Origin of the sequence: Klebsiella sp. RCJ4, assembly GCF_009025755.1 — a bacterium.
Classification (GTDB): domain Bacteria; phylum Pseudomonadota; class Gammaproteobacteria; order Enterobacterales; family Enterobacteriaceae; genus Klebsiella; species Klebsiella michiganensis.
The window spans coordinates 1-6,944 of the sequence record NZ_WCIN01000022.1 but is presented as its reverse complement, the minus strand read 5'-3'; the positions used below and the strand labels follow the sequence as shown (position 1 = coordinate 6,944).

The following is a 6,944-nucleotide window of genomic DNA, read 5'->3' as shown; positions in this document are numbered from 1 at the left end:
ATCCGGAACGACCAGTATTTGCGTTACATATTGATTTGCATCAATCAACGCTGCCTGTTCAGATATGAATTTAATTCACATTCCTCTGTCAGGTATACATCCTGCCTTTATTGTAAGAAAAGAGTTGTTATTACATACCAGCTTTGTTTGTCTCATGCGTTTCATTTTTACATTTTCCTTAAGATGCCTGAGGAAAGTCTCATAATGGACTTTGCAACCGGCAGGTTGATATTTTTTGGCGCTTTGCTCTACTATATCCGGGTCTTCACACACCGTTATCTTTAACACATTATTCCTCACGGGAAGGGACTGCTATGGCTGATACGTTCCAGAATGAGGTGCCCAAGGCACGCATTAATTTAAAGCTGGCTCTGCACACAGGAGGCGCGCAGAAGAAAGTCGAGCTGCCGCTGAAACTCCTCACCATCGGTGATTTCAGTAATGGCAAAGAAGACCGGCCATTATCGGAAAGAGCAAAAATCAACGTCAATAAAAATAACTTCAACAGCGTACTTTCGGAATTCAGCCCGGAAATCAGCCTCACGGTACAGAACACGCTGGCCGGCGATAGCGCCGAAGAAAATATTCAGCTCCGCTTCGCCGATATGAAAGATTTCGAACCGGAGCAGGTGGCCCGCCAGATCCCCCAGCTCCGCGCCATGCTGGCGATGCGGAATTTATTACGCGACCTCAAATCCAACCTCCTTGATAACGCCACTTTCAGAAAAGAGCTTGAGAAAATCCTGAAAGACCCGGCACTGACGCAGGAATTACGCGACGAAATGAGCGCGCTGGCCCCGAAATAAACGGCGTGCGTTATTTAATGGATTAACCGGGAATATGCTGATGTCTGTAAATACTGAAACCGCCCCCGCGCAGGGGCAGACCGCTGTACTGGAAAAAGAGAGCGTTTACGCCTCCCTGTTTGACAAAATCAACCTGACCCCGGCTTCCCGCCTGGGCGATATTAACGACTTTCTGGATGATGCCGCGCTGTCCGACGCCCCGGCGGGCGAACGACTGACGGCGGCGATGCAGGTGTTTATGGACTGCATCCGTCAGTCCGGAAAGACCGTGGAGAAGCTCGACAAGACCCTGATTGACCACCATATCGCTGAACTGGACTATCAAATCAGCCGCCAGCTGGACGCGGTGATGCACCATCCTGAGTTCCAGAAGGTGGAATCCCTGTGGCGCGGCCTGAAGCAGCTGGTGGACAGCACCGACTACCGCCAGAACGTCAAAACCGAAATTCTGGATGTCTCCAAAGACGATCTGCGCCAGGACTTCGAAGACGCGCCGGAGCTGATTCAGAGCGGTCTCTACTGGCACACCTACACCGCCGAGTACGACACCCCGGGCGGCGAGCCGATTGGCTCGGTGATCTCCGCGTATGAGTTCGACGCCAGCCCGCAGGACGTGGCGCTGATGCGCAACATCTCCGGCGTCTCCGCCGCGGCCCATATGCCGTTTATCGGTGCCGTCGGCCCGGCCTTCTTTCTGAAAGAGTCCATGGAAGAGGTTGCCGCCATCAAGGATATCGGCAACTACTTCGACCGCGCCGAGTACATCAAATGGAAATCCTTTCGCGACACCGACGACGCGCGCTATATCGGCCTGGTGATGCCGCGCGTGCTGGGCCGCCTGCCGTATGGTCCGGACACCGTGCCGGTGCGCAGCTTCAACTACGTCGAGCAGGTGAAAGGCCCGGACCATGAGAAATACCTGTGGACCAGCGCCTCGTTCTCTTTCGCGTCCAACATGGTGAAAAGCTTTATTAATAACGGCTGGTGCGTGCAGATCCGTGGCCCGCAGGCGGGCGGAGCGGTGAAAGATCTGCCGATCCACCTCTACGATCTGGGCACAGGCAACCAGGTGAAGATCCCGTCGGAGGTGATGATCCCGGAAACCCGCGAGTTTGAGTTCGCCAGCCTCGGCTTTATCCCGCTGTCGTACTACAAAAACCGCGACTATGCCTGCTTCTTCTCGGCCAACTCCGCCCAGAAGCCGGCGCTGTACGACACCGCCGACGCCACCGCCAACAGCCGCATCAATGCGCGCCTGCCGTATATCTTCCTGCTGTCGCGCATTGCGCACTACCTGAAGCTCGTTCAGCGTGAAAACATCGGCACCACCAAGGATCGCCGCCTGCTGGAGCTGGAGCTCAACACCTGGGTGCGCGGTCTGGTGACGGAGATGACCGACCCGGGCGACGAGCTGCAGGCCTCACACCCGCTGCGCGACGCGAAGGTGGTGGTGGAAGATATCGAGGACAATCCGGGCTTCTTCCGGGTGAAGCTGTACGCGGTGCCGCACTTCCAGGTGGAAGGGATGGACGTGAACCTGTCTCTGGTTTCTCAGATGCCAAAGGCGAAATAATAAGCTAAGGCAGAAAGCCAATGAAAACGGAACAACCGTTATGGGGCAGGGGCGTTATGGTCTCTCCCCAGCACTTCCAGCAGCAGGCCGCGTATTCAGCCTGGTCTGCGGAATGTATCGCCCGACTCGGGCTTTCTCATCCCTGGGGGATGATCGATGCCACATTCGAATCGGATGCACTGAAACTGGGCCGCCTGCAGGCCCGTCATCTGCATATCCGTTTCCCCGATGGGACATTAATCGATACGGATAACGCTGACGATTTGCCACCGGTACTGGCGCTTGAGAATGAATCACAGCACGTGGTGGTGGTACTGGCCCTTCCGCTGCTGCGGGCGAACGGCGGCAACTGCCTGAAACCCGATGAGGTGGCTGAGCGTCCTGTTCGCTATCGGCAGCGCTGGCGGGATGTCCGCAACGCCTTTGGGGAAGATACCCGCCAGATTGCGGTGATGCGCCCGGAGCTGACGCTGCGTTTCGCCCATCAGAATAACAGCGATTACCTGACCTGTCCGATCGCCCGCCTGCAGCAGGATTCGCAGAGGGCGTGGCAACTTGATGAGACGTTTCTTCCCCCGCTCCTGGCCATCCAGGGTAGCCGCTGGCTGATGACCCAACTGGAGCAACTGATGACCCAGTTGCGTACCCGCCTGAGCCGCCTGATGGATATGCGCAGGGAAAGCAACGAACGGATGGCGGATTTTGCCGTGGCCGATGTGTCCCTGTTCTGGTTGCTCAATGCTCTGAACAGCGCTGAGCCCGTGCTCGGACAGTTTCAGCGCCATCCGCAAAACCCGCCGGAGCGTCTGTATCCGGAGCTGGCCCGTCTGGCGGGCAGCCTGCTGACCTTCTCGCTGGAGCACCAGGTGAGTGCGATCCCGGTCTGGCAGCATGAGCAACTGAATAACGTTTTCCCGCCGCTGTTTGATTTACTGGGTGACCTGCTGGAAGCCAGCCTGCCGTCGCGGGTGGTGGCGATTGAACTTGAGCACGATGCCCGGCTGCACTTCTGGCAGGCCCGTCTGCATGACCCGCGTCTGCGTGAAGGGGCGGATTACTACCTGTCCGTGCGTTCGCGGATGTCGGCGGCACAGCTGCAGGAGCAGTTCCCGCGCCAGTGCAAGGTCGGCAGTCCCGATCATGTCAGAAGTATCGTCAACTCATCGCGGGTGGGCGTACCTCTCGCGCCACTGCGTCATGTACCGGCAGCCATTCCACTGCGTCTGGAAAACCAGTACTTCAGCCTTGATGTCTCTCACCCCCTGACCACCGAAATGCTCCAGAGCGGCACATGTATGTTTTACGTTCCGGGAATGCTCGGCGAGCCTGAACTTGAACTCTTTGCGGTACTGAGAACATGAGTGAGCGTAAACGCGGCGGCGCCGCGTCCATTGATATAGATGCCCTGCTTCAGGATACCTGGCTGCAGGTGATCAGCCTGCGTCACGGTCCGATATTCCAGGACGGGGAAGGGCGCACGCTTTGGGAACGCTGCATTGCTGATGTCGAACGAGTCCAGCGTGAGCTGAAAGCGAGCGAACTTGATGAAGCCAGCTGTCAGCATATTCTCACGGCACAGTGTGCGCTGCTCGATGAGGCGGTCAAAGGTCGCGGTGTGGAGGACGATGCCTGCGTGCAGTGGTATGACATTCCCCTGCAGGGGCTCTTCCTTGGCACTATGGACGCGGGTGACACGCTGTGCGATCGGATGCGCGATGTGCTGCGTGAACCGGCTCCTGACCACGCTGTTGTGACCTGCTTCCAGCGAGTCATGATGCTGGGTTTCCTCGGCAATTTCCGCTCCCTGAACGACCCTGAACGCCAGAAACTCATTAATGCACTTGATGAATATGTCACGCCGTTCAGCTATCCACAAACCCATCCAGTCCTGGTGGAAAGCCGCGCCGGACGGGAAATGGGCGGCTGGCTGGCATCATGGCCCGTACGTATTGGCCTGAGCGTGGTGGTGGTTGCCGCACTCTGGTGGGGACTGGATCGCTGGCTGGATCAGATGCTGCAGACCCTGTTGCCGGGAGCGGTGAAATGAGCCCTGCGCAACAGCGCGGACTTGCGCTGTGGGCCGCCTTGCTAAGTACCGTGGTCTGCCTGGGTTTTCTGTCGGTCACCCGACTGGTGTCAGTACTCGTTCTGCTTTCCGTTCTGGGGCTTATCATGGCGTGCTGGACTGTCGCCAGTCGCCGCGCGCGGCATGACGTCACCCTGCAACTGGATAACCTACCGGAAGCCACTTACCGTCAGCCCGTGGTGCTGGTCTGCGGCGATCTGCCGCTGGCCTGGCCGCATCAATCACCGGTACTCATCGTCCCGCAGGGATGCTGGATCCGCGTGGAGGATCATCAGGACCTGGAGCAGGTAGCCCGCCAGATACTGTGGCTGCGCCCGGACTGGGGGCGTCAGCTGTCGGTAATGGTTTGTGTCTGTCCGCAGCAACACCCGGACAGCGAAGCCCTGACCAGTCGTCTGATGACCCTGCGCTGGCGCATCAGCCAGCTGCGTAAAGAAACGGGTCATTCTGTGCCACTGATTCTGAATGGTCAGGTCGGCAGCGCGATGACGAATGACCTGTTCTGGCAGATGGCTCTCCCGGGTGAAGGGGTGAGGGTCTGGCGTGAATCTTCAGTTCCGGGCTCTGTCGCTGCATGGGTCACCGCCGGCGGAACGCCTGCGATGCAGCAGCAGGTGTTGATGAACAGCCTGATGAGCTGGTTCCATCAGCACGTCCAGGCTGTTTTTATGGATGAGAACCCCGATGTGCCGGTCATTGCCCCTACCGCAGTGGTGTGGGGCATGAGACCAATCCTTGCCGGAAGCCTGGCCACATCGGCCTGGACGGCGTGGTTGTCCCATCATACCGCGATGCAACAGGTGACCGGCTGGCAGCCGGTGGGAACGGACAGTACGGTTATTTCCCCGTTGCCGGATTTTGTCCTGCCATTGCTGCCGGAAGGGCGAGGCCTGACGCCGCATGACAAAGCCTTCCGCTGTGCGCTCGGGATCTTCACGCTGGCGACTATCGCTGCGCTGCTCAGCAGTGGCTGGAACAATCGCCAGCAGCTGCAACGCGTGAGCTTCGATATTACCCGTTACGACCGCATCTCTATGGATGACTACGGCCCGAAAGCCGACGCCGTTGCGGCCCTGCGCGAGGATGCGGCATTGCTGGACGACCATGCACGTAACGGTGTACCGGCCCGGCTGAGCCTGGGTTTGTATCAGGGCGGGCGTCTGCGCATGCCGGTGCTGGAAGCGATCCGCTCGTATGTGCTGCCGCCACTGCCGCCTGAACCACAGCCGAAACCCAAACCGGTAGCGAAAATTATCCGCCTCGACAGCATGTCGCTGTTCGACTCGGGCAAGTACAACCTCAAGCCAGGCTCCACCAAAATGCTGATCAATTCACTGGTGGGCGTTAAGGCCAGACCGGGCTGGCTGATTGTCGTGTCCGGGCATACCGATAACACCGGCAATCCGCAACTGAACCAGACGCTTTCTCAGAAACGTGCCGAAGCGGTGCGTGACTGGATGCGTGACACCGGCGACGTGCCGGAAAGCTGTTTTGCGGTGCAGGGCTATGGCGAAAGCCGTCCTGTCGCAACCAACGACACTCCGGAAGGGCGTACGCTCAACCGCCGTGTCGAAATCAGTCTGGTACCGCAGGCCAATGCCTGTCAGATACCCGGCAAATACCCAGCGTCATCGCAGGATGATGGCGCATCACAACACAATGGAGAGTAATTCCATGGCAATTCCTGTTTATCTTTGGCTGAAAGACGACGGCGGTGCGGACATTAAAGGATCTGTGGACGTTCAGGATCGCGAGGGCAGCATCGAAGTTGTCGCTCAGGAGCATAACCTGTACATCCCGACCGATAACAACACCGGCAAACTGACCGGCACCCGTATCCACACGCCGTTCCTGTTCACCAAGGAAATCGACTCGTCCAGCCCGTATCTGTACAAGGCGGTGACCACCGGTCAGACCCTCAAGTCTGCGGAATTCAAGTGGTACAAGATCAACGACGCGGGCCAGGAAGTGGAGTACTTCAACACCAAACTCGAAAACGTGAAGGTGGTGAAAGTGAGCCCTGAAATGTACGACATCAAGGATCCTTCTAAAGAGAAGCACAACCATCTTGAGCGCGTAGAACTGCGTTACGAAAAAATCACCTGGACCTACAAAGACGGCAACATCATTCATTCCGATAGCTGGAACGAACGCGCCACCGCGTAATTGCCCGTCATACTTCGCGCCGCAGGTGCGTTGGCTACGTCCGCTCACCCCGGTTGCATAGTTATCTATGCTCCCGGGGATTCACGAACTTGCCGCCTGCCTGCAACACGAATTATTTAGGGCAATCGCCTGATGCGGGCGGGGTTTCCTGTCCACAGTTTTTTGCTGAGAGCCTGATATGCGGGCACTCAGCAAAGAAAAATACAATCTGTCTGCCTGACCTTATGCGCTTTGGTGAACAGCGAGGGGCGGTAGCGTGTCCAGGAACTGACAAAGAGAGAGATTCATGGAAAATCCAGCCAGCCTGTTGCGA

Annotated in this window: 6 protein-coding genes; all 6 read left to right on the top strand. The window is 57.7% G+C overall.

Translation table 11 applies throughout. The features are described 5' to 3' along the window. Window positions 1–314: 314 nt before the first annotated feature. The 6 genes from tssB to hcp are packed head-to-tail and all read left to right on the top strand — an operon-like array spanning window position 315 to window position 6,631. Window positions 315–806, top strand: a complete 492-nt coding sequence (gene tssB / locus F8562_RS06440) for a type VI secretion system contractile sheath small subunit (RefSeq protein ID WP_014229069.1) — start codon at window positions 315–317, stop codon at window positions 804–806. Between the two features lie 40 nt (window positions 807–846). Next, entirely contained in the window at window positions 847–2,379 is a 1,533-nt protein-coding gene (tssC, locus tag F8562_RS06435) for a type VI secretion system contractile sheath large subunit (RefSeq protein ID WP_042934369.1), read from the top strand. 20 nt (window positions 2,380–2,399) lie between these two features. Next, the gene (tssK, locus tag F8562_RS06430; RefSeq protein ID WP_014838714.1) at window positions 2,400–3,740 is read left to right on the top strand and encodes a type VI secretion system baseplate subunit TssK; all 1,341 of its coding nucleotides are present in this window, start codon (window positions 2,400–2,402) and stop codon (window positions 3,738–3,740) included. Beyond that, window positions 3,737–4,426 (top strand): type VI secretion system protein TssL, short form, encoded by a 690-nt coding sequence (gene tssL, locus F8562_RS06425; protein WP_014838713.1) that lies wholly within the window; start codon window positions 3,737–3,739, stop codon window positions 4,424–4,426. The genes tssK and tssL overlap by 4 nt, the downstream gene beginning before the upstream one ends. Continuing rightward, the gene (locus F8562_RS06420; RefSeq protein WP_094909575.1) at window positions 4,423–6,135 is read left to right on the top strand and encodes an OmpA family protein; all 1,713 of its coding nucleotides are present in this window, start codon (window positions 4,423–4,425) and stop codon (window positions 6,133–6,135) included. The genes tssL and F8562_RS06420 overlap by 4 nt, the downstream gene beginning before the upstream one ends. 4 nt (window positions 6,136–6,139) lie before the next feature. Then, the gene (gene hcp, locus F8562_RS06415) at window positions 6,140–6,631 is read left to right on the top strand and encodes a type VI secretion system effector Hcp (RefSeq protein WP_014839086.1); all 492 of its coding nucleotides are present in this window, start codon (window positions 6,140–6,142) and stop codon (window positions 6,629–6,631) included. The last annotated feature ends 313 nt before the right edge of the window (window positions 6,632–6,944 follow it).